Raw genomic sequence first — 23,065 nt, 5'->3', positions numbered from 1 at the left:
ACGTGGGTCTTGAGGAACAGCTGCCCGGCGGGATTCTGCTGTCCACGGTCGAGAAGGTGGCGGGCTACGTCCGCAAGAACTCGCTGTGGCCGGCGACGTTCGGGTTGGCCTGCTGCGCCATCGAGATGATGGCAACCGCCGGGCCAAGATTCGACATCGCGCGGTTCGGCATGGAGCGCTTCTCGGCCACCCCCCGCCAGGCCGATCTGATGATCGTCGCCGGGCGGGTCAGCCAGAAGATGGCCCCGGTACTGCGGCAGATCTACGACCAGATGGCCGAGCCGAAATGGGTACTGGCCATGGGCGTGTGCGCGTCGTCGGGCGGAATGTTCAACAACTACGCGATCGTCCAGGGCGTCGATCACGTGGTTCCGGTGGACATCTACCTGCCCGGATGCCCGCCGCGCCCGGAGATGCTGCTCTACGCAATTCTGAAGCTGCACGAGAAGATTCAGGAGATGCCGCTGGGCGTCAACCGGGAGGACGCCATCGCCGAAGCCGAGCAGGCGGCGATGTCGGCGCGGCCCACCATCGAGATGCGCGGGCTGCTCCGATGAGTTCGCCGAACCAGGATCCCCAAGAGGCAATCAGTCGCGCCGACGAAGAAGTCATCGACGTGCGCCGCGGCATGTTCGGCGTCAAGGGCTCGGGTGACACGTCCGGCTACGGCCGGCTGGTGCGCGAAGTCCTGCTCCCGGGCAGCAGCCCGCGGCCCTACGGCGGCTATTTCGACGAGCTCGTCGACGGCCTGGCCGAGGCGCTGAAAAAGGGCGGCGTCGAATTCACGGACGCAATCGAAAAGGTCGTGGTGTACCGCGACGAGCTCACCCTGCACGTGCGCCGTGAGGCGCTGCCGCAGGTCGCCCAGCGCCTTCGCGACGAACCGCCGCTGCGCTTCGAAATGTGCCTGGGCGTCAGCGGGGTGCACTACCCGCACGAGGCGGGGCGAGAACTGCACGCGGTGTATCCGCTGCAGTCGATCACGCACAACCGCCGCGTCCGCCTGGAAGTCTCTGCGCCCGACGGTGATCCGCACATCCCCTCGCTGTTCGGCATCTATCCGACCACCGACTGGCACGAGCGCGAGACCTATGACTTCTTCGGCATCATCTTCGACGGTCACCCGTCGCTGACCCGCATCGAAATGCCCGACGACTGGCACGGATATCCGCAGCGCAAGGACTACCCCCTCGGCGGAATTCCCGTCGAATACAAAGGCGCACAGATACCCCCGCCCGACGAGCGGAGAGCGTACAACTGATGAGCACCACCACTGAATCGACGCACGACGGCGCCGGCGAAACCCTCGTGGTCGCCGGCGGCCAGGACTGGGACAAGGTCGTCGAGGCCGCCCGCAGTGCCGATCCCGGCGAACGCATCGTCGTCAACATGGGTCCCCAGCACCCGTCCACCCACGGGGTGCTGCGGCTGATCCTGGAAATCGAGGGCGAGACGGTCACCGACGTCCGCTGCGGGATCGGGTATCTGCACACCGGTATCGAAAAGAACCTCGAATACCGCTACTGGACACAGGGTGTCACGTTCGTGACCCGGATGGATTACCTCGCACCGTTTTTCAACGAGACCGCCTACTGCCTGGGTGTGGAGAAGCTGCTCGGGATCACCGACCAGATCCCGGAGCGCGTCGACGTCATCCGGGTGTTGATGATGGAGCTCAACCGGATTTCGTCGCACCTGGTGGCCCTGGCCACCGGCGGGATGGAACTGGGCGCCATGACCCCGATGTTCGTCGGCTTCCGGGGCCGCGAAATCGTGCTGACCCTGTTCGAGTCGATCACCGGCTTGCGGATGAACAGCAACTACGTCCGGCCCGGCGGCGTCGCCCAGGACCTGCCGCCGAACGCGCAAACCGAAATCGCCGAGGCCCTCGACCCGCTGCGCGAAGTGCTGCGCGAGATGAGCGGCCTGCTCAACGAGAACGCCATCTGGAAGGCCCGCACCCAGGACGTCGGCTACCTGGATCTGACCGGATGCATGGCGCTGGGCATCACCGGACCGATCCTGCGCGCGACCGGGCTGCCACACGATCTGCGCAAGAGCGAACCGTACTGCGGATATGAAAACTACGAATTCGACGTAATCACCGAAGACACGTGTGATGCTTACGGGCGCTACATGATTCGAGTCAACGAGATGTGGGAGTCGATCAAGATCGTCGAGCAGTGTCTGGACAAGTTGAAGCCGGGCCCGATCATGGTCGAGGACCGCAAGATCGCGTGGCCGGCCGACCTGAAGGTGGGACCCGACGGCATGGGCAACTCGCCGGAGCACATCGCCAAGATCATGGGCGGCTCGATGGAGGCCCTGATCCACCACTTCAAACTGGTCACCGAGGGCATCAGGGTTCCGCCCGGGCAGGTGTACACGGCCGTGGAGTCGCCGCGCGGAGAGCTCGGCGTGCACATGGTCAGCGACGGTGGCACCCGGCCCTACCGGGTGCATTACCGGGACCCCTCGTTCACCAACCTGCAGTCGGTCGCCGCGATGTGCGAGGGCGGGATGGTCGCCGACCTGATCACCTCGGTCGCCAGCATCGACCCGGTCATGGGCGGGGTGGACCGGTGACCGGCCCGCAGGGACAGCCGGTCTTTCTGCGGCTCGGCCCGCCGCCGGACGAGCCCAACGCGTTCGTCGTCGAGGGCGCGCCCACGTCGTATCCGCCCGAGGTGCGGGACCGGCTGGAGGTCGACGCCAAGGAGATCATGGGCCGCTACCCCGAGAAGCGCTCGGCGCTATTGCCGTTGCTGCATCTGGTGCAGGCCCAGGATTCCTACCTGACACCGGCGGGCCTGGAGTTCTGTGGTGAGCAGCTCGGACTCAGCGGGGCCGAGGTGTCGGCGGTGGCCAGCTTTTACACCATGTATCGGCGCGGCCCCACCGGCGACTATCTGGTGGGCGTCTGCACGAACACGTTGTGCGCCGTGATGGGCGGCGACGCCATTTTCGATGCCCTGAAAGAACATTTGGACATCGGCAACGACGAGACCACCGCCGACGGATCGGTCACCCTGCAGCACATCGAGTGCAACGCCGCCTGCGACTACGCGCCCGTGGTGATGGTGAACTGGGAGTTCTTCGACAACCAGACTTGCGATTCGGCGCGCGCACTCGTCGACTCGCTGCGTTCGGGTCAGCCGCAGTCCCCCACCCGCGGCGCGCCGCTGTGCGCCTTCCGGGAGACGTCGCGCATCCTGGCCGGCCTGCCCGATGAGCGGCCCGACCAGGGGCAGGGTGGCGCCGGCGCCGCGACCCTCGCCGGCCTGAAGGTAGCCCAGGAACACGGCATGGCTGCGCCCAGCGCGCCGGAAGGTCAGCAATGACAACCACTTCCGAGACGTCGGGCGCCACGCCGCTCACCCCGGTACTCAGCCGCTTCTGGGACGACCCCGAGTCCTGGACGCTGCAGACCTACCGCCGGCACGGCGGCTACGAGGCGATGAAGAAGGCGTTGGGGATGGAGCCCGACGCGGTGATCGGGGTGGTGAAGGATTCCGGGCTGCGGGGGCGCGGCGGCGCGGGCTTCTCGACCGGGACCAAGTGGTCGTTCATCCCGCAGGGCGACACCGGTGCGGCCGCCAAGCCGCACTACCTGGTGGTCAACGCCGACGAGTCGGAACCTGGTACGTGCAAAGACATTCCGCTGATGCTGGCGACACCGCACGTCCTCGTCGAGGGCGTCATCATCGCCGCCTACGCGATCCGCGCCAACCACGCGTTCATCTATGTGCGCGGCGAGGTGCTGCCGGTGCTGCGCCGCCTGCAGAACGCGGTGGCCGAGGCGTACGCCGCCGGCTACCTGGGCCGCGACATCAACGGCTCGGGATTCGATCTGGAGCTGGTGGTGCACGCCGGCGCCGGCGCGTACATCTGCGGCGAGGAAACCGCGCTGCTGGATTCGCTGGAAGGCCGACGCGGCCAGCCGCGGCTGCGCCCGCCGTTCCCCGCGGTGGCGGGCCTGTACGGGTGCCCCACGGTGATCAACAACGTCGAGACCATCGCGAGCGTGCCGTCGATCATCGGCAACGGCGTGGACTGGTTCCGCTCGATGGGTAGCGAGAAGTCCCCGGGCTTCACGCTGTATTCGCTGTCCGGGCACGTCACCCGTCCCGGGCAGTACGAGGCCCCGCTGGGAATCACGTTGCGGGAGTTGCTCGCCTACGCCGGCGGGGTGCGGGCAGGTCACCGGCTCAAGTTCTGGACGCCCGGCGGCTCGTCGACGCCGTTGCTGACCGACGAGCATCTCGACGTCCCGCTGGACTACGAGGGCGTGGGCGGCGCCGGCTCGATGCTGGGCACCAAGGCGCTGGAGATCTTCGACGAGACCACCTGCGTGGTGCGCGCGGTGCAGCGCTGGACGTATTTCTACAAGCACGAATCGTGCGGCAAGTGCACGCCGTGCCGCGAGGGCACCTTCTGGCTGGACAAGATCTACGAGCGGCTGGAGGCCGGTACGGGCACGCACGAGGACCTCGACAAGCTGCTCGACATCTCCGACTCCATCCTTGGTAAGGCGTTCTGCGCCTTGGGCGATGGCGCCGCCAGCCCCGTCATGTCGTCCATCCAGTACTTCCGCGACGAATACGTCGCCCATGTCGAGGGCGGCGGGTGCCCGTTCGATCCACGAGACTCCATGCTGATGCCGAGCGGAAAGGCATGACGCGCTGATGACTAGCCTTGCCAAAACCGAGACCGGCGACGAGGTGCGTCCGCCGGAGATGGTGACGCTGACCATCGACGACATCGAAATCAGCGTTCCCAAAGGAACTTTGGTGATCCGGGCCGCCGAATTGATGGGCATCCAGATCCCGCGCTTCTGCGACCACCCGCTGCTGGAGCCGGTCGGCGCGTGCCGGCAGTGCCTGGTCGAGGTCGAGGGCCAGCGCAAGCCGATGGCGTCGTGTACCACCGTGGCCACCGACGACATGGTGGTGCGCACCCAGCTCACCTCCGAGGCCGCCGACAAGGCGCAGCACGGGGTGATGGAGCTGCTGCTGATCAACCATCCGCTCGACTGCCCCATGTGCGACAAGGGCGGCGAATGCCCGCTGCAGAACCAGGCAATGTCCAACGGGCGGGCCGATTCCCGCTTCACCGACGACAAGCGCACCTTCGCCAAGCCGATCAACATCTCCTCGCAGGTGCTGCTCGACCGCGAGCGCTGCATCCTGTGCGCGCGCTGCACGCGATTCTCCGAACAGATCGCCGGCGACCCCTTCATCGACATGCAGGAGCGGGGCGCCCTGCAGCAGGTCGGCATCTACGCCAACGAGCCGTTCGACTCCTACTTCTCGGGCAACACGGTGCAGATCTGCCCGGTGGGCGCCCTGACCGGAACCGCCTACCGCTTCCGAGCCCGTCCCTTCGATCTGGTCTCCAGCCCGAGCGTGTGTGAACACTGCGCCTCCGGGTGCGCGCAGCGCACCGACCACCGCCGCGGCAAGGTGCTGCGCCGGCTGGCCGGCGACGACCCGGAAGTCAACGAGGAGTGGAACTGCGACAAGGGGCGGTGGGCGTTCAACTACGCCACCCAGCCCGACGTGATCACCACTCCCCTGGTGCGCGATCCCGACGGCTCGCTGCAACCGGCCTCGTGGTCACACGCGATCGCCATCGCGACGCAGGGCCTGGAAGCCGCGCGCGGGCGCGCCGGGGTCCTCGTCGGCGGCCGCGCGACCCTCGAGGACGCCTACGCCTACTCCAAGTTCGCGCGAATCGTCTTGGACAGCAACGACATCGACTTTCGGGCCCGCCCCAGTTCGGCCGAGGAGGCCGACTTTTTGGCCGCCCGCGTCGCCGGCAGGCCGATGTCGGTCAGCTACGCCGATCTGGAATCGGCCCCGGTGGTGGTGCTGGTCGGGTTCGAGCCCGAGGACGAGTCGCCGATCGTGTTCCTGCGGCTGCGCAAGGCGGCCCGCAAGCATGGGTTGCCGGTCTACGCGGTGGCGCCGTTCGCCACCCGGGCGCTTCAGAAGATGGCCGGCCGGCTGATCAAGACCGTGCCCGGCGCCGAGGCCTCCGCCCTGGACGGGTTGGCCACCGGCGAGGTGGGCGACCTGCTGTCCACCCCGGGCGCGGTCATCATGGTCGGCGAGCGTCTGGCCACCGCGCCGGGCGGGTTGTCCGCCGCGGCCCGGCTCGCCGACAGCACCGGCGCCCGCCTGGCGTGGGTGCCGCGGCGCGCCGGCGAGCGCGGTGCGCTGGAGGCGGGCGCGCTGCCCGGGTTGCTGCCGGGCGGTCGCCCCGTGGACGACGAGACCGCCCGGGCCCAGGTGGCGCAAGCCTGGAACGTGTCCGAATTGCCGTCCGGCCGTGGGCGTGACGCCGACGGCATCCTGGCCGCCGCCACCGACGGAACGCTGGGCGCGCTGCTGGTGGGCGGTGTCGAGCCCGACGACTTCGCCGACCCGCAAGCGGTGCTGGCGGCGCTGGACGCAGCCGGCTTCGTGGTCAGCCTGGAGATGCGGCACAGCGCCGTCACGCAGCGCGCCGACGTGGTGTTCCCGGTCGCCTCGACGACCCAGAAGGCCGGCGCGTTCGTCAACTGGGAGGGGCGCTTCCGGCCATTCGATGCCGCACTGCGCAACACGCAGGACGCCAGCCAATCCGACCACCAGGTGCTCGACGCGCTGGCCGACGAGATGGGCGTCTATCTGGGCATGGCCAGCGTCGAGGTGGCCCGCGAAGAGCTGTCCGCGCTGCGGGGATGGGACGGCAAGCGCGCCGCCAGTCCCGACGTCGCGGCGCCACAGCCGGCCGCGCCCGGGCCCGAAAAAGGACAGGCGGTGTTGGCCGGCTGGCGGATGCTGCTGGACAACGCCCGGATGCAGGACGGTGAGCCACATCTGGCGGGAACGGCGCGCAAATCCGTGGTGCGGCTGTCCGCCGATACGGCCGCCGAAATCGGCGCCGCCGAGGACGACGCGGTGACCGTGTCCACGTCACGCGGATCCATCAGCCTGCCACTGGTCGTCACCGACATGCCGGACCGGGTGGTGTGGCTCCCGCTGAACTCGTCGGCGTCGGCGGTGCACCGCCAACTCGGCGTGACCCTCGGCAGCACAGTGACAATCGGAGTGGGCACCGGCGGCGACGATGCAGAGCGCAGCGATGAGGAGGAGCGCCGCAAATGACTACCGGCCTGACCGTCTTCGGACACGACACCTGGTGGCTGGTGCTCGGCAAAGCGCTGGCCATCTTCGTGTTCCTCATGCTCAACGTGCTGGTCGCGATTCTGCTCGAACGCAAGATCCTCGGCTGGATGCAGCGGCGGCCCGGCCCCAACCGGGCGGGGCCCTGGGGCGTGCTGCAGAGCCTGGCCGACGGAATCAAGTTGGCGCTCAAGGAGACCATCACCCCCGGCGGTGTCGACAAGTTCGTCTACTTCGCGGCGCCGGTCATCTCCACGATCCCGGCGTTCACCGCCTTCGCGTTCATCCCGTTCGGACCCGTGGTGTCGGTGTTCGGCCACCGCACGCCGCTGCAGCTGACCGACCTCCCGGTCGCGGTGCTGTTCATCCTGGGTCTGTCGGCCATCGGCGTGTACGGAATCGTGTTGGGCGGCTGGGCATCCGGGTCCACCTACCCGCTGCTGGGCGGGGTGCGCTCCACCGCCCAGGTCATCTCCTACGAGGTGGCGATGGGGCTGTCGTTCGCGGCGGTGTTCCTCTACGCCGGCTCCATGTCGACGTCACAGATCGTCGCCGCGCAGGACCGGGTCTGGTACGTGTTTCTGTTGCTGCCGTCGTTCGTGATCTATCTGATCTCGATGGTCGGCGAAACCAACCGCGCGCCATTCGATTTGCCCGAGGCCGAGGGTGAACTGGTCGCGGGATTCCACACCGAGTACTCGTCGCTGAAATTCGCGATGTTCATGCTGGCCGAGTACGTCAACATGATGACGGTCTCCTCGCTCGCCACCGTCTTGTTCTTCGGTGGCTGGCACGCGCCGTGGCCGCTGAACATGTGGGCGGGCGCCAACACCGGATGGTGGCCGGTGCTGTGGTTCACCGCCAAGATGTGGACCTTCTTGTTCTTCTACTTCTGGCTGCGGGCATCGCTGCCCCGGCTGCGCTACGACCAGTTCATGGGGCTGGGCTGGAAGCTGCTGATCCCGGCCTCGCTGGTCTGGGTCCTGATCGCCGCGGTGGTGCGCACGCTGCGCAACCAGGGCTATCAGCACTGGACCCCGGTGCTGGTGGTGAGCAGCATCGTGTTCGCCACCGCGCTGGTGCCGTTGCTGCGAAAACCGTTCAGCGCGCCGGGTATTCGCGCGCTGGAGCGCCAGCTGCGGCGTGAGGCGAAAAAGCTCCCGGCCGTAGCGAGCTCCACCCCGGTATTCCCGACACCGCCGCTGCCGGCGAAAGAGATGAAGTCCCTGGCGGCTGCGAGCAAGGAGGAAGCACGTGGCTAGATTCTTGGACGCCATCGCCGGATTCGGCGTGACGTTCGGATCGATGTTCAAACGCAACGTCACCGAGGAGTATCCGGAAAAGCCGGGCCCGGTCATGCCCCGCTATCACGGGCGCCACCAGCTCAATCGCTACCCGGACGGCCTGGAGAAGTGCATCGGCTGCGAACTGTGCGCGTGGGCGTGCCCGGCCGACGCCATCTACGTCGAGGGCGCCGACAACACCGAGGAACTCAGGTATTCGCCCGGGGAACGCTACGGCCGGGTGTATCAGATCAACTATCTGCGCTGCATCGGCTGCGGCCTGTGCATCGAGGCCTGCCCGACCCGGGCGCTGACGATGACCAACGACTACGAGATGGCCGACGACAACCGCGCCGACCTCATCTACGAGAAGGACCGGCTGCTGGCCCCGCTGCTGCAAGACATGCTCGCGCCGCCGCACCCCAGGACTGACGGCGCCACCGACAAGGACTACTACCTGGGCAACGTGACCGCTCAGGGGCTGCGGGACACCCAGCACGCCAAGGAGTCCCGGTGACCGGTGTCGCGGGCCACGCCGTCACGTCAATTCTGGCCTCCAGTTTCGCCCACGACAGCATCTCGCGAACCTCCACTGGCGAAGCGGTGACGTTCTGGGTGCTGGGTGCGCTGGCCGTGATCGGCGCGCTTGGGGTGGTGTTGGCGGTCAACGCCGTCTACTCGGCGATGTTTTTGGCGATGACGATGATCATCCTGGCGGTGTTCTACATGATCCAGGACGCGTTGTTCCTGGGCGTCGTTCAGGTCGTGGTCTACACCGGCGCGGTGATGATGCTGTTCCTGTTCGTGCTGATGCTCATCGGCGTGGACTCCGCCGAATCGCTGCGCGAGACGCTGCGGGGTCAGCGCGTCGCCGCGGTGGCCGCCGGCGTCGGATTCGGCATCCTGCTCATCGCCGCCATCGGCAACGTGACCACGGGCGGTTTCGCCGGGCTGACCACCGCGAACGCCGCCGGCAACGTGGAAGGTCTGGCGGCGCTGATCTTTTCGCGCTACCTGTGGGCCTTCGAGCTCACCAGCGCGTTGCTGATCACCGCCGCCGTCGGGGCCATGGTGCTCGCGCATCGCGAGCGTTTCGAACGCCGCAAGACGCAGCGCGAGCTCTCCCAGGAACGATTCCAGCCCGGCGGGCACCCCACCCCGCTGCCCAGCCCCGGTGTCTACGCCCGCCACAACGCCGTCGACGTGGCCGCGCTGCTGCCGGACGGCTCGTACTCGAAGCTGTCGGTGTCGCCGATGCTGCAAAGCCGCGGCGCCGACGGCAAGAAGACCCCGTCCCCCGAGGCAAGCCCGAGTCTGTCACAAGGCGGTGCGTCGTGAATCCCGCTAACTACCTGTACCTTTCGGCGCTGCTGTTCACCATCGGGGCCTCCGGTGTGTTGTTGCGTCGCAACGCCATCGTGATGTTCATGTGCGTCGAGCTGATGCTCAACGCGGTCAACCTCGCGTTCGTCACGTTCGCGAGGATGCACGGCCATTTGGACGGGCAGATGATCGCGTTCTTCACGATGGTGGTGGCCGCCTGCGAAGTGGTCATCGGCCTGGCCATCATCATGACGATTTTCCGTGCCCGCAAATCGGCGTCCGTCGACGACGCGAATCTACTCAAAGGCTGAAGACGCCAAGATGACTCAATACACCTGGCTGCTGGTCGCGCTGCCGTTGGCGGGTGCCACCATCCTGCTGTTCGGCGGGCGTCGCACCGACCGCTGGGGGCATTGGCTGGGCTGCGCTACCGCCCTTGCGGCGTTCGGCGTGGGCCTGGACCTGCTGAGCGAGTTGCTCGGCCGCGCCGCCGACGACCGCGTCATCCACCAAAAGGTGTTCAGCTGGATCCCGGTCAGCCAGCTCCAGGTCGACCTGGGGATGCAGATCGACCAGCTGTCGGTGTGTTTCGTGTTGCTGATCTCCGGGGTCGGCTCGCTGATCCACATCTATTCGGTCGCCTACATGGCCGAAGATCCGGACCGCCGAAGGTTTTTCGGCTACCTCAACCTGTTCCTCGCCTCGATGTTGCTGCTCGTGGTCGCCGACAACTACGTGGTGCTCTACGTCGGCTGGGAAGGGGTGGGCCTGGCGTCCTACCTGCTGATCGGGTTCTGGTACCACAAGCCGACGGCGGCCACGGCGGCCAAGAAGGCCTTCGTGATGAACCGGGTCGGTGACGCCGGGCTGGCGCTGGGAATGTTCTTGATGTTCAGCACTTTCGGCACGCTGTCGTATGCCGGGGTGTTCGCCGGGGCGCCGGCCGCCGGGCCGGGCGCGCTGACCGCGATGGGGTTGCTGTTGCTGTTGGGTGCCTGCGCCAAGTCCGCGCAGGTGCCGCTGCAGGCCTGGCTGGGCGACGCCATGGAAGGCCCGACCCCGGTGTCCGCGCTGATCCACGCCGCCACCATGGTGACCGCCGGGGTGTATCTGATCGTGCGCTCCAACCCGCTGTACAACCTGTCGCCCGACGCGCAACTGGCGGTGGTCGTCGTGGGTGCGGTCACGTTGCTGCTCGGAGCTTTCATCGGCTGTGCCAAGGACGACATCAAGCGGGCGCTGGCGGCCTCCACGATGAGCCAGATCGGCTACATGGTGCTGGCCGCCGGCCTGGGTCCGGCCGGCTACGCGTTCGCGATCATGCACCTGCTCACCCACGGCTTCTTCAAGGCCGGGCTGTTCCTGGGATCCGGCGCGGTGATCCACGCGATGGACGAAGAGCAGGACATGCGCCGGTACGGCGGGCTGCGCGCGGCGCTACCGATCACGTTCGCCACGTTCGGCCTGGGATACCTGGCGATCATCGGTGTGCCGCCGTTCGCGGGTTACTTCTCCAAGGACGCCATCATCGAGGCGGCGCTGGCCGCCGGGGGCGTCCGGGGTTACCTGCTGGGCGGGGCGGCGCTGTTGGGCGCGGGCGTCACCGCGTTCTACATGACCCGCGTGATGCTGATGACCTTCTTCGGTAAGAAGCGCTGGGCTCCGGGCGCCCACCCGCACGAGGCGCCGGCCCTGATGACCTGGCCGATGATCCTGCTGGCGTTGGGTTCGGTATTCTCCGGCGGCCTGCTGGCGGTCGGCGGCACCTTGGCGCGCTGGCTCGAACCGGTCGTCGGAAAACACGAAGAGGTGACCCACGCGTTCCCGGTGTGGGTCAGCAGCGCCCTGGCGCTGGGCGTCGTCGTCATCGGGATCGCGGTGGCTTACCGGCTCTACGCCACCGCGCCCATCCCGCGGGTGGCCCCGCTGTCCGTCTCGGCCCTCACGACGGCCGTCCGCAGGGACTTCTACGGCGATGCCTTCAACGAGGAGGTGTTCATGCGCCCCGGTGCGCAACTGACCCACGCGCTTGTCGAAGTCGACAACGCGGGAGTCGACGGCTCGGTCAACGCGCTGGCGGCGCTGGTGAGCCGGACGTCAAATCGCCTGCGGGGCCTGCAAACCGGCTTCGCCCGCAACTATGCGTTGTCCATGCTGACGGGCGCGGTGCTGGTGGTCGCGCTGATCCTGGCGGTGAAACTGTGGTGAGCACGAACATCCCCTGGCTCAGCGTCCTGTGGCTGGTCCCGCTGGCCGGCTCGGTGCTGATCATCCTGATGCCGCCCGGGCTGCGACAGCTCGCCAAGTGGACCGGCCTGGTCTTCGGCGTCGCGACCCTGGCGGTGGCGATCGTCGTCACCCTCGGGTTCAAGACCGGGGGCGACGCTTACCAGTTCGTCGAAAAGCACGAGTGGATCCCGGCTTTCGGCGCCGGCTACACCCTGGGTGTGGACGGCATCGCTGTGGTGCTGGTCCTGCTGACCGCGGTGCTGATCCCGGTGCTGCAGGTGGCCGGCTGGAACGACGGCGGCGAGCGGACGCGTGGTGTGCACGCCTACATCGCCCTGACACTGGCCATCGAGTCCATGGTGCTGATCTCGGTGATCGCGCTGGACGTGTTGCTGTTCTACGTGTTCTTCGAAGCCATGCTCGTCCCGATGTACTTCCTGATCGGCGGGTTCGGCGGGGGGCCTGGCCGCTCACGCGCGGCCGTGAAGTTCTTGCTCTACAACCTGTTCGGCGGGCTGATCATGCTGGCCGCGGTGATCGGGCTCTACGTGGTGACCTCGGAGCACGGGTCGGGCACGTTCGACTTCCGCGAGATCGTGGCAGGCGTCGCGTCCGGCCGCTACGGCGCGGACCCCGCGGTGTTCAAAGCGCTGTTCCTGGGTTTCATGTTCGCGTTCGCGATCAAGGCCCCGCTGTGGCCGTTCCACCGCTGGCTGCCCGACGCCGCGGTCGAGGCCACCCCGGCGACCGCGGTGCTGATGATGGCGGTGATGGACAAGGTCGGCACCTTCGGCATGTTGCGCTACTGCCTGCAGCTGTTCCCCGACGCCTCAACGTATTTCCGCCCGCTGATCGTCGTGCTGGCAGTCATCGGGGTGGTCTACGGGGCGATCGTCGCCATCGGCCAGACCGACATCATGCGCCTGATCGCCTACACGTCGATCTCGCACTTCGGGTTCATCATCCTGGGCATCTTCGTGATGACCAGCCAGGGCCAGAGCGGGTCGACGCTGTACATGCTCAACCACGGCCTGTCCACCGCGGCGGTGTTCCTGATCGCGGGGTTCCTGATCTCGCGGCACGGCAGCCGGGCGATCGCCGACTACGGCGGCGTGCAGAAGGTGGCGCCCATCTTGGCGGGTACCTTCCTGGTCTCGGCGATGGCCACCCTGTCGCTGCCCGGCCTGGCCCCGTTCATCAGCGAATTCCTGGTCCTGCTGGGGACTTTCAACCGGTACTGGCTGGCCGCCGGGTTCGGCGTCACCGCGCTGGTGCTGTCGGCCGTGTACATGTTGTGGCTCTACCAGCGCGTGATGACCGGGCCGGTGGCCACCGGCAACGAGAAGATCGGCGACCTGAGAGCGCGCGAACTGGTCGTCGTCGCTCCGTTGATCGCGCTGCTGCTCGTGCTCGGGATCTACCCCAAGCCGGTCCTCGACATCATCAATCCGGCCGTCGAGAACACCATGACCACCATCGGCCAGCACGATCCCAAACCGACTGTGCCGGTGGGAAATCCCAGGCCCGCTGAAGCAGCCCGGACCGCGGAAGGACCGCGATGACCCTCCCCACCCCCAGCATCCAGTATTTCCTGCTGTCCCCGACGCTCATCGTGTTCGGCATCGCCGTGGTGGGTGTCCTCGCCGAAGCGTTCCTGCCCAGGCGCATTCGCTACAGCGGCCAGGTGACGCTGGCTCTCGGCGGTTTGATCGCGGCGTTCGTCGCCGTCATCGCCGTGAGCCGCTCGATCAAGAGCTCCGGGCGGCCCGCGGTGCTGGGGGCCATGGCGATCGACCGGCCGACCCTGTACCTGCAGGGCACCGTGCTGCTGGTCGCGGTGATGGCCGTCATCTTCATCGCCGAACGCACCCAAACCAGAACGGAGAGCAAGGTTTCCGTCGCGGCAGGCTCCGGCGGCACGGGCGGCCTGGACTCGTTCACCCCACAGGCGTCCGCGGTGCCCGACAGCGACGCCGAGCGCGAGGCCGAACGGGCCGGCGCCGCCCAGACGGAGCTGTTCCCGCTGGCGATGCTGTCGGTCGGCGGCATGATGGTCTTTCCGGCGTCCAACGACCTGCTGACCATGTTCGTCGCGCTGGAAGTGTTGTCCCTGCCGCTGTACCTGATGTGCGGTTTGGCCCGCCACCGCCGCCTGCTCTCGCAGGAAGCGGCCATGAAGTACTTTCTGCTGGGCGCGTTTTCGTCCGCGTTCTTCCTGTATGGTGTGGCGCTGCTGTATGGCGCGACCGGCACGCTGCTGCTGACCGGTATCCGCGATGCGCTGACCACGCGCGGCGACAGTTCGCTCGCGCTGGTCGGTGTCGCGTTGCTGTCGGTCGGGCTGCTGTTCAAGGTCGGCGCCGTCCCGTTCCACTCCTGGATTCCCGACGTGTATCAGGGCGCCCCCACCCCCATCACGGGGTTCATGGCGGCGGCCACCAAGGTCGCGGCCTTCGGTGCGCTGCTCCGGGTGATCTATGTGGCTCTGCCGCCGCTGCACGATCAGTGGCGGCCGGTGCTGTGGACGATTTCCATCCTGACGATGGTGGTGGGGACCATCACCGCGGTGAACCAGACCGACGTCAAACGGATGCTGGCATACTCGTCGGTGGCCCACGTCGGATTCATCCTCACCGGCGTCATCGCCGACAACCACACCGGGCTTTCCTCCACGCTGTTCTACCTGCTTGCCTACAGCTTCAGCACCGTGGGCGCGTTCGCCATCGTGGGCCTGATCCGCGACGACGACGGTGTCGAGGACGCCGCGCTGTCGCACTGGGCGGGGCTGGGGCAACGCTCACCCATTGTGGGCGTGATGTTTTCGATGTTCCTGTTGGCTTTCGCCGGTATCCCGCTGACCAGTGGATTCGTCAGCAAGCTCGCCGTGTTCAAGGCCGCCGCCCAGGGCGGTGCCGTGCCCCTGGTGATCGTCGGTGTGGTCGCCAGCGGGGTCGCCGCCTACTTCTATGTGCGGGTGATCGTGTCGATGTTCTTCACCGAGGCGACCGAGGACACGCCGCACGTGGTGGCGCCGGGCATCCTGAGCAAGGCCGCGATCGCGGTCTGCGCCGCGGTCACCGTGGTGTTGGGCATCTTCCCGCAGCCGCTGCTCGACCTGGCCGACCAGGCCGCGCACCTGCTGCACTGACCGGTGTCCGACATCGGCGTTCAGGCCAAAAACGGCCGGATCGTCAACAGATAGATCACCAGCGCGCCCAGCGGTGCGGCCAACGGCAACCACGGCAACTGCAGCGGAAACGACGTTGCGACCAGCCCGGCGAACGTAAACCCCACGGCGGCAACGGCCGTCGGCCAGCTGCTCAGCACCACCGGGGCGGCCACGCCGGTCGCGTGGCGGCACACCAGATAGGCGGCCCCGCACAGGCCGGACAGCGCGACGAACACGAGCGCCGGATCGGACAGCATGACCGTCACGACCGCCAGCAGCACGGCAACCGTTGCGGCGGGACGCAATACCGTCCCCACCCCCACCGCAACCAGCGCCGCCACCCACGCGACGACGGCGGACCCGTGCGAGCCGCCGGCCGCCAACCCCACCATCAGCAGACCGAATCCGGTCGCGAACGCGGGCGCCCCCAGGCGCCCCAGCGCACCCGCGCCACCGCTATCCACGAAGCCTCCCGCGCACCCGGCGGCGGCGATCGGGCAGCACACCCATCGACTGCTCGAGACCGCTGTCGCCTCGCCAGGACACGATGTCCACCCCGATGGTGGCCATGTCGCGGTACATCGCGGAGCGCTGCAGCGCCCACATCCGGTCGACCAACGGGTCCTGCTCGTCTTCGAAGGGCGAACTGTCGAGGATGTCGACGGCCAACACGACATGGCCCCGCTTGCGCAGATCGATGAGGGCGAGCGCGAATTCGGTGTCGAGCAACGTGGAGAACGCGATGACGATCGCCCCGGCGGGTACCGCCGCGCGCGGCGCCAGCGTGCCGGTCGTGCGCTCGAATCGCTCGCCGGCACCGAGCACGGTATCGAGCACCCGATAGAACTGGCGCTGCCCGATGTCGGCGCCGAGCCAGCGCGGACGGTTGCCCCCGAGCGCGACGATCCCGGCGCGATCACCGTGCCGCAACGCGGTTTGCACCACTTGCGCCGCGCCCCGGACGACCCGTTCGGTGGCCTGGGTCGCCGGGCCCGCCGGCTGCCGGTATCCGTCGATCAGCACGACCACATCCGCCGCGCGATCGGTCAACCGCTCCGTGACGTGGAGTTGGCCGCGGCGCGCGCTCACCGGCCAATTCACCGCGCGCAGTTGGTCGCCGGGCACGTAGGGGCGAATGTCGGCGTATTCCACGCCGGGGCCGACGTGCCGGGTCAGATGGGCGCCCAGCCGGTCAAGCAACTCGGTCTGCGGGATCGGCGTCGACTGCGGCGGCGTCAGCGGAAAGACGATCACCTCGGCGGTGTCGACGACGGCCGTGCCGGTGAGCAACCCACCGCGCGCAACGACGTCGACGCGGGCCGCGATCGGGTACCGTCCCCAGCGTTGCGCCGTCGCCGTGACCGACTTCTCCTGGCCCGCAACAGCATCGGAGATCTCGAGATCCATCCCCTCGACGTCTCCGACCGTGAGCCGGGCGGCCGACAGCCCCTGTTCTTCTCCGGTGATCCACACCCGCAGGTGCGCCTGCTCGCTTTCGAAGCATCGCTGCGCGTCGGGCACACCGTGCACGCGAATCGCCGGCACCGGCCGCTGCCAGCTGATCGAACACAGCACGCCGAGCAGCGGCGCCGCGAACGCGATCAGCTGCCACCGGGCGCCGATGACGGCAGCGGCCATCGCAAACCCCGCGCAGCTCGCGATCGCACGCGTCAATGATGATGCGCGCCAGCGGAACTCGGCCTCGCGGCTCTGCGTCACGCCGGGCTCATCCGGTCTCCCCCGGGCTCGCACCGGTGCGCGGCACCGGCAACCGGTGCAACAGCTCCCCGATGACGTCGGTGCCCTGGATCTTTCGGACCCACATTTCCGGGCGCAGGGTGATGCGGTGCGCGACCGCCGCGGTGGCGAGCGCCTTGACGTCCTCGGGGATCACGTAGTCGCGGCCGAGCAGCAGCGCGCGGGCGCGGGCGAGTTGGACCAGATCGAGTTCGGCGCGCGGGCTGGCGCCGACCGCGACCTGCGGATGGTGCCGCGTCGCATTGGCCAGTGAGACCACGTAATGCAGGACGTCTTCGTGCACGGTCACCTGCTCGACCGATTCCCGCATCGCCAGCAGGTCGTGCGCGTCGACGACCTGGTTGACCGTCGGCTCGGCCGAACCGCGTTCGAGGCGACGGCGCAACATCGAGGTCTCGTCGTGTTCGGAGAGATACCGCAGTTCCAGCCGGATCGCGAACCGATCGAGCTGCGCCTCGGGCAGCGGGTAGGTGCCCTCGTACTCGATCGGGTTGTCGGTGGCCAGCACGATGAAAGGCCTTGACAGTTGGTGTGTTTCGCCGTCGATGCTGACCTGTCGTTCGGCCATCGCCTCCAGCAGCGCGGCCTGGGTTTTCGGCGGCGTGCGATTGATCTCGTCGGCGAGCAACAGGTTGGTGAAGATAGGTCCGGGCCGAAACGCGAACCGGCCCGATTGCATGTCGTAGATCGTCGAGCCGAGCAGGTCCGCGGGCAGCAGATCGGGGGTGAACTGTACGCGGGTGAATTGTAGGCCCAGCGCGGCCGCAAACGATCTGGCGATCAGCGTCTTGCCGAGGCCAGGCAGGTCCTCGATGAGGATGTGGCCGCGCGCGAGAACCGCGGTGAGGATGAGCTTGAGCGCGGAGCGCTTCCCCACCACCACGCGTTCTATCTCGTCGAGAATCGCCTCGCAGTGTGCGGTCGTGGTTGCCGCCGGCAGCGTCATGTCCGGATCGCGCCCCCTGTCATACCTGCTCCAACTTTCGCAGAATCTCTTCCAGCGCCGCCCGGCCCGGTCCCGGATGGCGGTCACCGTTGCGCATGACGTTGTTGGGGTTCACCCAGTCCCACAGTTCGACACCGAAGAGCATTCGGCCGGTCGCGTGGAACGCCGCACGGTCTTTGGCTTGCCTTTGGCCCGTGGCGATTTCGTAGCGTCGGGCCAGCATCGGCCGCAGATGCCGGTCCCAGTCGGCCCGGGTGGCCTCCGACCAGCGGATCGTCGTCTCAGTGGTGGTAAGCCAGCGGCGCAACGAATCCCCGAGGTCGTCGGCGTCCGGCTCGGTGTCGGGCTCGAGTCCGCGCCCCAGGGTGCGCCGCAGGCTGAGCAGCACCAGGGCCAGGCCGATGCCGGAGGCCGCCAACACGAGTCGGCGGTCCTGCTGCGTCAGCGCCAGCAGCTCGATGCCGATGATGAGGAAAATCCCCAGGGCCGTGGTCTTTTTCATGCGGCGCTCCGCGATCGGAGTTCGTCGAGGACCAATCGAAGCACGCGCACCGCCTCGTCGCGGTGGCCCTCGTTCATCACGTGCGGGCTGAACCGCGCCTCGGTGAACAGGTTCACCAATTCGACGGCGTTATCGGCGTGCAGGGCATGGTGTTCGACGGCGCGGGCCAACACCTCGGACGGGGTGTCGAAGTCCTGGGGGACGGCGCCGGGAACATGCGCGAGTTCGCGTTCCATCGCGGCGTAGCAGGCGATGATCGCCTCGCGCGGTTCGCGGCGCAGGTCCGTCATCTCGGCCAGTCCGCGTTCGGCCGCCCGGGCCAACGACCGCGAAGGGGCCCGCGGCGCCGGGGGCTCGGCCGGGTCGTCGGCGATGCCGGGCGGCACCGGACGCCACCGTCGCCTCGCCGTGGCGACCGTTCCGGCGACGATCATCAACAACATCGCGACCGTGGCGGCGAGCAAGGCGCCCAGCATGTTCTGCGAGCCGTCGCGCGGACGGTGCTGATTCTGCTGCGGCGGCGGTGTGGCCCCCGGCGACGAGGGAGGGGCGCCGGTCTCGGATGGCGACGACGGGGGCGTGACGCCGTGCGCCGCCAAGAGTCGGGCCAGCAGCATCACGATCAACAGCCAGGCCACGATCACCGCGAGGCCGATCAGCAACACGCGCCAGCTCGGTCGGCCCCGTCCGGTACCGAGCATGTCGGATAGTGCGCCGGCGGATGGCGCGGGCACCCGTGGATCTCGCAACCGCGCGACGACCGCGATGGCGACCAATGCGAGCGTCGCCGCCAGCATCGTGACCACGAACACCATCGCCGCCCGGCCCCCCGACTCGCTGCGCGCGACGTGGTGTTGGGCCGGGAGATACCCGCGCAGGGCGGCCGCGACCACGAGCAGAAGGACGATCAGGGCCACGACCCGCCCTGTCGGCTTGTCCATACCAGGCATGGGCACACCACTCAACCGGTTGCCTGCCGCCGTTGCGGCACTAACTTTGCTCATACTTGCACGTCAGGCGGCCCCAGTGCCAGGACTGGCGCCGTCGCTTATCCACAGTCGGCGGTTCATCCACAGATTGCCCTCGCCGTATGTCCATCGAACACATATTCGATACCGTCGTCTGCATGGGCGCCTTCTGGAACTCGGCGCAGGCGCAGGAGCGGCTCGGCGCTGCGCTCGACGCGATCGACGCGGCCCACGACGTGCTGCGCCAGACCTCATCGGATGTGGTCGGTAACGCCTTTCGGGTCGAGGTCGCCGAACGCCTGGAGATCCAGCACCGCACCAACCGGGGTCTGATGTATCGGGTCTTCGGTGAGATCGCCGACCCCCCGGACGGCCCCGGGTCGGTGCCGTCGGTGCGCACCACGCTGTGGGCGCGACTTCGTATCACGCCCAAGGAGATCACCCGCCGCTTCAAACTCGCCGCCCGTATTCAGCCGCGGCGTTCCCTGACCGGTTTACCGCTGGAACCCGAGTTCCCGGCCTTGTCGGCGGCGGTGTCAGCCGGCACGGTCGGCGAGGACCACATCCGCGCCGTGTGCGCCGCTGTCGACACGTTGCCCTCCCGCGTCTCCCCCGCCGACGCGGCAGACGCCGAGCGCAGGCTGGTGCAACACGCGGCGACAGTGGACGCAGCCGTGGTCACCAAACTGGGCCGGCGCATTGCCGACTACCTAAATCCGGACGGTCTTTTCAACGACGTCGACCGGGCCCGCCGCCGTGGGCTGCACCTCGGCCCTCAGGGCCCAGACGGAATGTCACGACTGTCCGGTCTGCTGGATCCCGAGACCCGCGCCTATTTTGAAGCCGTCGAGGCGGCCGTGCGGCCCGGCCGCCATCAGCCCGATAGTGCGGATGGCGATACCGAGGCGCGCGATGAGCGCACACCGGCCCAGCGCTGCCACGACGCCCTCAAGATCGGCCTGGAATCGGCCATCGGCTCCGGTCAACTCGGCGTGCACCGCGGTCATCCCGTCACGGTGATCGCCACCACCACGCTCGCCGAACTCGACCAGGCCGCGCACGCCGCCGTCGACTCGTCGGTCCCGATGCCTACACCCGCGCACACCGGCGGTGGCTCGCGCCTGCCCATGCCGGATCTGCTTCGCATGGCGTCCAAGGCAATTCACTATCTGGCCGTGTTCGACGAGCACACCGGGCGTCCGTTGTATTTGGGCCGCCAAAAACGGATCGCGACCGCAGATCAACGGATCATCTGCTATGCGCGCGACCGCGGATGCACCCGGCCCAATTGCCTCGAACCCGGTTATCACTGCGAGGTCCATCATGCGCCCGAGTGGGCGGACGGGGGCCGGACCGACGCGGACAAGCTGTTTTTCGCCTGCGGCTCCGACCACCGCGCGGCGAGCCGGGGCGAATGGCGAACCGCGGTCTCCGGCAATGGGCGCCTAGGCTGGACCGACGGGGCCGGACCGCCGGGCATCAATCACGCGCACCATCCCGACGAGCTACTTCGCGGCGACCCCGATCCCCCTGCAGGCGATTGATGGTGCGCACAAACGCCATGGCGGCACGCCAAACGTGAGAAACTGCGCGGATGCCGCCCTATCGCGATCTCGGCGCGTTCAACGACCGCGCGACCGGTTATGACGGCGGCTGGCGGGGCCGGCTGCATCACACGATCTCCGACCGCACCGCGGACCTGGCGGTGCGGACGGTTCCGGTCGCCGAGAGCATTCTCGATGTGGGTTGCGGGACCGGCTATCTGCTACACGCGCTCGCCGACCGGTACCCGGACGCCCAGCGGCTCGCCGGCGTCGACGCCGCACCCCAGATGGTAGAGGTCGCGCAGTCCGGTGCGCGCGAAGATCGGTTGAGCTTCACCCACGGAGTGGCGGAAAGGCTCGACTACCCCGAGGACACCTTCGACCTGATCGTCAGCACAACATCATTCGATCACTGGTCCGACCAGCAGGCGGGCCTCATCGATTGCGCCCGGGTGTTGCGACCGGGCGGCCACCTCGTGCTGGTCGATCAGTTCTCGTTGCTGCTGATGCCGACCCTGGTGTCCAGCCGCCGGGGAAAAGCGCGCACCAGGCGCCGCGTCGATCGACTGCTGCAACACGCGGGATTTGAGTCGCCGCAATGGCACAGGCTGCATGCCGTGATCATCAACGCGGTGACGGCGACCTCCCCCGCCTAGCCGAGCGCGAACGGCCGGAAGCTGCCGTCGAGCACCTGCAGGTGGCCGATGGTGCGTCCGGTGACCTTGCCGGGGTCGACGAGCGCCAATTCCACCGCCGCACGGGCGAATTCATCCGCGGAGGCGGTGTCATCGAAGTTGCGGGCATAGTAGGACAACCCCGGCGTGAGGATCGGCTTGGACGGCGACAGCGCATTGACGGCGATGTTGTGGTCGGTGAGATCGAACGCCGCGCACTGGGTCAGATGCTCCAGCGCGGCCTTGGAGCCGCCGTAGCCGGGCAGCACACCGCCGCTGCGGTCGGCGTACGGGCCATCACCGGGCAATCGCGACGCGACCGAGGTGATGTTGACGATCGACCCGCCGCCCGCCTCGATCATGTCGGGGCACACCAGCTGCATCAGTTCGTAAGCCGCGAACACCGCGATATCGAAATGCCGGCGATATGCGTGCAGGGGCGTGCTGACGAACCCCGGCCAGCCGGGCTTGGCGGCGCCACTCGGCGGTTTGGCGGACTTGGTGCGCGGTTCGGCGCCAGGCACAGGCGGACGGCCAGGCGCGGTGAAGGCCGCGTTGTTCACCAGAATCGCGATGGGGCCCAACGCATCCCGCGCCGAGTCCACCAGCCGGGCGATCTCGTCGCGGTCGGTCAGATCGGCGCGCACCGCGACGGCACGCCCGCCCGCGGCCTCGATGTCGGCGACCGTCTCACCGATCGTTCCCGGCAGCCGCTCATCCCAGACCTCTTCGGTGCGTCCACCGACCGCCACCGCCGCACCCTCGGCCGCCAGCGCCAGCGCGATCGCGCGGCCGAGCCCGCGGCTGGCGCCGGTGACGATCGCCGCGCGCCCGGCGAGCCGGCCCGTCATCGCCGCACGCCGTGCACGACGATGGCCGTGGTCTGTTCCACCCACGCATCGTCGAGTTCTTCCTCCGGGCGCAGCAGCATCCGTAGCATCGTCGCTCCCCCAATCAACTCGATCAACCGGTCCGGATCCACATCGGGATGGGCTTCGCCCCGGTCAACCGCCTCGCGCAGCCGCAGCCGCACCGCGGTGAACAAGTCCGCGAATCGCGACATCACGCGCGCGTTGAGTGCGGGATCGGCCGTCATGTCGGCAACCAGGCCGGGCAGCGCGGCGCGCACCACCGGGGTGGTGAACACGTCGCGGGTGGCCTCGATCATCATCCGCATGTCGGCGGCGATGTCCCCGGCCGGCGCCTCCAGCGCGGTCGGGGCAACCGGGAAGGCCGCCTCATGCACCAGTTCGGCCTTGCTCGACCATCGCCGATACAGCGCCGACTTCGTTGTGCCGGCGCGTTCGGCCACAGCGGCCAGACTGATATTTGAATAGCCCGTTTGGACAAGCAGTTCCGCGGTCGCCGACAGGATGGCCGAGTCGATACGGGGATCGCGCGGGCGGCCGGCGCCGGGGGCCTTGTCAAGGCCGGACGGGTCTGCTTTCATAACGCTACCTACCGTATCGTAATTGCCGCGAAAAAGTCTCAAAGGACGGA

22 protein-coding genes are annotated in these 23,065 nt (G+C 68.0%); 15 read left to right on the top strand and 7 right to left on the bottom strand.

What is annotated here, in order from left to right:
- The first annotated feature begins 2 nt into the window (after positions 1 to 2).
- Genes ACZ50Z_RS01185 through nuoN form a run of 13 tightly spaced genes read left to right on the top strand, consistent with a single transcriptional unit; the run spans position 3 to position 15,152 of the window.
- Positions 3 to 557 carry a NuoB/complex I 20 kDa subunit family protein gene (locus ACZ50Z_RS01185; protein ID WP_464481896.1) on the top strand — a complete coding sequence of 185 codons (555 nt, stop codon included), beginning with the start codon at positions 3 to 5 and terminating at the stop codon, positions 555 to 557.
- A complete protein-coding gene (locus ACZ50Z_RS01180; RefSeq protein WP_464481895.1) occupies positions 554 to 1,261 on the top strand; it encodes an NADH-quinone oxidoreductase subunit C in 708 nt (235 codons plus the stop codon). The genes ACZ50Z_RS01185 and ACZ50Z_RS01180 overlap by 4 nt, the downstream gene beginning before the upstream one ends.
- Positions 1,261 to 2,586, top strand: coding sequence for an NADH dehydrogenase (quinone) subunit D (gene nuoD, locus ACZ50Z_RS01175; protein ID WP_464481894.1), 1,326 nt, complete (start codon positions 1,261 to 1,263; stop codon positions 2,584 to 2,586). Before ACZ50Z_RS01180 ends, nuoD begins: the two co-directional genes overlap by 1 nt.
- Complete coding sequence (gene nuoE / locus ACZ50Z_RS01170; RefSeq protein WP_464481893.1) at positions 2,583 to 3,341, top strand: NADH-quinone oxidoreductase subunit NuoE; 759 nt, start codon at positions 2,583 to 2,585, stop codon at positions 3,339 to 3,341. The genes nuoD and nuoE overlap by 4 nt, the downstream gene beginning before the upstream one ends.
- Entirely contained in the window at positions 3,338 to 4,678 is a 1,341-nt protein-coding gene (gene nuoF, locus ACZ50Z_RS01165) for an NADH-quinone oxidoreductase subunit NuoF (RefSeq protein WP_464481892.1), read from the top strand. The genes nuoE and nuoF overlap by 4 nt, the downstream gene beginning before the upstream one ends.
- Before the next feature lie 7 nt (positions 4,679 to 4,685).
- A complete protein-coding gene (locus ACZ50Z_RS01160) occupies positions 4,686 to 7,151 on the top strand; it encodes an NADH-quinone oxidoreductase subunit G (protein ID WP_464481891.1) in 2,466 nt (821 codons plus the stop codon).
- Positions 7,152 to 7,159: 8 nt separating this feature from the next.
- Entirely contained in the window at positions 7,160 to 8,431 is a 1,272-nt protein-coding gene (nuoH, locus tag ACZ50Z_RS01155) for an NADH-quinone oxidoreductase subunit NuoH (RefSeq protein WP_464486034.1), read from the top strand.
- Positions 8,424 to 8,969 carry an NADH-quinone oxidoreductase subunit NuoI gene (nuoI, locus tag ACZ50Z_RS01150; protein WP_464481890.1) on the top strand — a complete coding sequence of 182 codons (546 nt, stop codon included), beginning with the start codon at positions 8,424 to 8,426 and terminating at the stop codon, positions 8,967 to 8,969. The genes nuoH and nuoI overlap by 8 nt, the downstream gene beginning before the upstream one ends.
- Positions 8,966 to 9,790 (top strand): NADH-quinone oxidoreductase subunit J, encoded by an 825-nt coding sequence (locus ACZ50Z_RS01145; RefSeq protein WP_464481889.1) that lies wholly within the window; start codon positions 8,966 to 8,968, stop codon positions 9,788 to 9,790. Before nuoI ends, ACZ50Z_RS01145 begins: the two co-directional genes overlap by 4 nt.
- Positions 9,787 to 10,086: an NADH-quinone oxidoreductase subunit NuoK gene (gene nuoK, locus ACZ50Z_RS01140; RefSeq protein ID WP_025735676.1), complete on the top strand. Its 300-nt coding sequence runs from the start codon at positions 9,787 to 9,789 to the stop codon at positions 10,084 to 10,086. The genes ACZ50Z_RS01145 and nuoK overlap by 4 nt, the downstream gene beginning before the upstream one ends.
- Positions 10,087 to 10,096: 10 nt before the next feature.
- Positions 10,097 to 11,983: an NADH-quinone oxidoreductase subunit L gene (gene nuoL, locus ACZ50Z_RS01135; RefSeq protein WP_464481888.1), complete on the top strand. Its 1,887-nt coding sequence runs from the start codon at positions 10,097 to 10,099 to the stop codon at positions 11,981 to 11,983.
- Positions 11,980 to 13,566, top strand: coding sequence for an NADH-quinone oxidoreductase subunit M (locus tag ACZ50Z_RS01130; RefSeq protein ID WP_464481887.1), 1,587 nt, complete (start codon positions 11,980 to 11,982; stop codon positions 13,564 to 13,566). Before nuoL ends, ACZ50Z_RS01130 begins: the two co-directional genes overlap by 4 nt.
- The gene (gene nuoN / locus ACZ50Z_RS01125; RefSeq protein WP_464481886.1) at positions 13,563 to 15,152 is read left to right on the top strand and encodes an NADH-quinone oxidoreductase subunit NuoN; all 1,590 of its coding nucleotides are present in this window, start codon (positions 13,563 to 13,565) and stop codon (positions 15,150 to 15,152) included. The genes ACZ50Z_RS01130 and nuoN overlap by 4 nt, the downstream gene beginning before the upstream one ends.
- 20 nt (positions 15,153 to 15,172) lie before the next feature.
- On the opposite strand, the gene ACZ50Z_RS01120 is transcribed toward nuoN, so the two are convergent.
- From ACZ50Z_RS01120 to ACZ50Z_RS01100, 5 genes are read right to left on the bottom strand one after another with little or no spacing between them, the layout of a single operon-like run.
- Complete coding sequence (locus tag ACZ50Z_RS01120) at positions 15,173 to 15,637, bottom strand: hypothetical protein (RefSeq protein ID WP_464481885.1); 465 nt, start codon at positions 15,635 to 15,637, stop codon at positions 15,173 to 15,175.
- Positions 15,630 to 16,892 carry a DUF58 domain-containing protein gene (locus ACZ50Z_RS01115; RefSeq protein WP_464481884.1) on the bottom strand — a complete coding sequence of 421 codons (1,263 nt, stop codon included), beginning with the start codon at positions 16,890 to 16,892 and terminating at the stop codon, positions 15,630 to 15,632. The genes ACZ50Z_RS01120 and ACZ50Z_RS01115 overlap by 8 nt, the downstream gene beginning before the upstream one ends.
- Before the next feature lie 7 nt (positions 16,893 to 16,899).
- Positions 16,900 to 17,877, bottom strand: a complete 978-nt coding sequence (locus ACZ50Z_RS01110; protein ID WP_464481883.1) for an AAA family ATPase — start codon at positions 17,875 to 17,877, stop codon at positions 16,900 to 16,902.
- Between the two features lie 19 nt (positions 17,878 to 17,896).
- Positions 17,897 to 18,379: a hypothetical protein gene (locus ACZ50Z_RS01105; protein ID WP_464481882.1), complete on the bottom strand. Its 483-nt coding sequence runs from the start codon at positions 18,377 to 18,379 to the stop codon at positions 17,897 to 17,899.
- Positions 18,376 to 19,320: a DUF4129 domain-containing protein gene (locus ACZ50Z_RS01100; protein ID WP_464486033.1), complete on the bottom strand. Its 945-nt coding sequence runs from the start codon at positions 19,318 to 19,320 to the stop codon at positions 18,376 to 18,378. The genes ACZ50Z_RS01105 and ACZ50Z_RS01100 overlap by 4 nt, the downstream gene beginning before the upstream one ends.
- 185 nt (positions 19,321 to 19,505) lie before the next feature.
- On the opposite strand from ACZ50Z_RS01100, the gene ACZ50Z_RS01095 reads away from it, so the two are divergent.
- Both ACZ50Z_RS01095 and ACZ50Z_RS01090 read left to right on the top strand, forming a co-directional pair.
- The gene (locus tag ACZ50Z_RS01095; RefSeq protein ID WP_464486032.1) at positions 19,506 to 20,891 is read left to right on the top strand and encodes an HNH endonuclease signature motif containing protein; all 1,386 of its coding nucleotides are present in this window, start codon (positions 19,506 to 19,508) and stop codon (positions 20,889 to 20,891) included.
- A gap of 50 nt (positions 20,892 to 20,941) precedes the next feature.
- Positions 20,942 to 21,547, top strand: coding sequence for a class I SAM-dependent methyltransferase (locus ACZ50Z_RS01090; RefSeq protein ID WP_464481881.1), 606 nt, complete (start codon positions 20,942 to 20,944; stop codon positions 21,545 to 21,547).
- Here ACZ50Z_RS01090 and ACZ50Z_RS01085 read toward each other — a convergent pair.
- On the bottom strand, positions 21,544 to 22,416 hold the full coding sequence (locus ACZ50Z_RS01085) for an SDR family NAD(P)-dependent oxidoreductase (protein ID WP_464481880.1): 873 nt from the start codon (positions 22,414 to 22,416) through the stop codon (positions 21,544 to 21,546). The two genes, ACZ50Z_RS01090 and ACZ50Z_RS01085, sit on opposite strands and share 4 nt — an antisense overlap.
- A complete protein-coding gene (locus tag ACZ50Z_RS01080) occupies positions 22,413 to 23,015 on the bottom strand; it encodes a TetR/AcrR family transcriptional regulator (protein WP_067176821.1) in 603 nt (200 codons plus the stop codon). Before ACZ50Z_RS01080 ends, ACZ50Z_RS01085 begins: the two co-directional genes overlap by 4 nt.
- Positions 23,016 to 23,065: the final 50 nt, after the last annotated feature.

The organism is Mycobacterium sp. NTMscope_MAC_269, assembly GCF_976985695.1.
This window is presented reverse-complemented; position numbering and strand designations above follow the sequence as displayed.

Bases quoted from the DNA above. Each gene is read 5' to 3' on its own strand.
- ACZ50Z_RS01080 (WP_067176821.1), bottom strand. From the start codon at position 23,015: ATGAAAGCAGACCCGTCCGGCCTTGACAAGGCCCCCGGCGCCGGCCGC.
- ACZ50Z_RS01105 (WP_464481882.1), bottom strand. From the start codon at position 18,379: ATGAAAAAGACCACGGCCCTGGGGATTTTCCTCATCATCGGCATCGAG.
- ACZ50Z_RS01180 (WP_464481895.1), top strand. From the start codon at position 554: ATGAGTTCGCCGAACCAGGATCCCCAAGAGGCAATCAGTCGCGCCGAC.
- nuoD (WP_464481894.1), top strand. From the start codon at position 1,261: ATGAGCACCACCACTGAATCGACGCACGACGGCGCCGGCGAAACCCTC.
- nuoF (WP_464481892.1), top strand. From the start codon at position 3,338: ATGACAACCACTTCCGAGACGTCGGGCGCCACGCCGCTCACCCCGGTA.
- nuoL (WP_464481888.1), top strand. From the start codon at position 10,097: ATGACTCAATACACCTGGCTGCTGGTCGCGCTGCCGTTGGCGGGTGCC.
- nuoN (WP_464481886.1), top strand. From the start codon at position 13,563: ATGACCCTCCCCACCCCCAGCATCCAGTATTTCCTGCTGTCCCCGACG.
- ACZ50Z_RS01090 (WP_464481881.1), top strand. From the start codon at position 20,942: ATGCCGCCCTATCGCGATCTCGGCGCGTTCAACGACCGCGCGACCGGT.
- ACZ50Z_RS01160 (WP_464481891.1), top strand. From the start codon at position 4,686: ATGACTAGCCTTGCCAAAACCGAGACCGGCGACGAGGTGCGTCCGCCG.
- ACZ50Z_RS01085 (WP_464481880.1), bottom strand. From the start codon at position 22,416: ATGACGGGCCGGCTCGCCGGGCGCGCGGCGATCGTCACCGGCGCCAGC.
- ACZ50Z_RS01100 (WP_464486033.1), bottom strand. From the start codon at position 19,320: ATGGACAAGCCGACAGGGCGGGTCGTGGCCCTGATCGTCCTTCTGCTC.
- ACZ50Z_RS01095 (WP_464486032.1), top strand. From the start codon at position 19,506: ATGGGCGCCTTCTGGAACTCGGCGCAGGCGCAGGAGCGGCTCGGCGCT.
- ACZ50Z_RS01110 (WP_464481883.1), bottom strand. From the start codon at position 17,877: ATGACGCTGCCGGCGGCAACCACGACCGCACACTGCGAGGCGATTCTC.